Annotated in this window: 2 pseudogenes; both read right to left on the bottom strand. The window is 44.0% G+C overall.

The annotated features are described in order from the left end of the window. A pseudogene (locus tag R7093_RS25820) lies at positions 1 to 131 on the bottom strand (recombination regulator RecX); the annotation flags it as partial. A gap of 122 nt (positions 132 to 253) precedes the next feature. Then, a pseudogene (recA, locus tag R7093_RS25815) lies at positions 254 to 672 on the bottom strand (recombinase RecA); the annotation flags it as partial.

Below are 672 nucleotides of genomic sequence, written 5' to 3'. Positions count from 1 at the left end.
ATATCAGCCTCTTCATAGCCTTTCATCGCAAGCTTTTGATGGAGCTCATATAAGCCATGATCTCGACGACTAAGTAACTGAATCGCGGCTTCTTTGCTAGATAGCGTCGGTGCTTGTCGCTTTTGGTACATAGTGATCCTAAAGGTAATTTAGCTGTACAGGCTTTTCGTTTGCCTTAAATTTCTTCGATTTTGATTTCGACAAATACAACAGAGCCCTGCAACGCAGGGCTTTGTTTTAGTCTATCAGAAGATTAAAACTCTTCTTCTTGCTCAGGCTTCTCACCGGCAGCAGGTGCTTCTGGTTGAGCTGGAGAAAGTAGCATTTCACGCAGTTTGGTATCGATTGTTTTCGCGATTTCTGGATGCTCACGCAGGTAGTTACAAGCGTTTGCTTTACCTTGACCAATCTTATCGCCATTGTAGCTGTACCAAGCACCCGCTTTTTCTACTAGCTTGTGCTTCACGCCTAAGTCAATCAACTCACCTTCACGGTTAAAGCCTTGGCCATACATGATTTGCGTGTTTGCTTCTTTAAATGGTGCTGCAATCTTGTTCTTAACCACTTTGATACGCGTTTCGTTACCTACAACTTCATCGCCTTCTTTGATTGCGCCAGTACGACGGATATCTAAACGAACAGAAGCGTAAAACTTAAGCGCGTTACCGCCAG

It is taken from the genome of Vibrio sp. 1580, from assembly GCF_033340055.1.
Note: the sequence above shows the minus strand (reverse complement) of the source record. Positions and strands in the feature narration are given on the sequence as shown.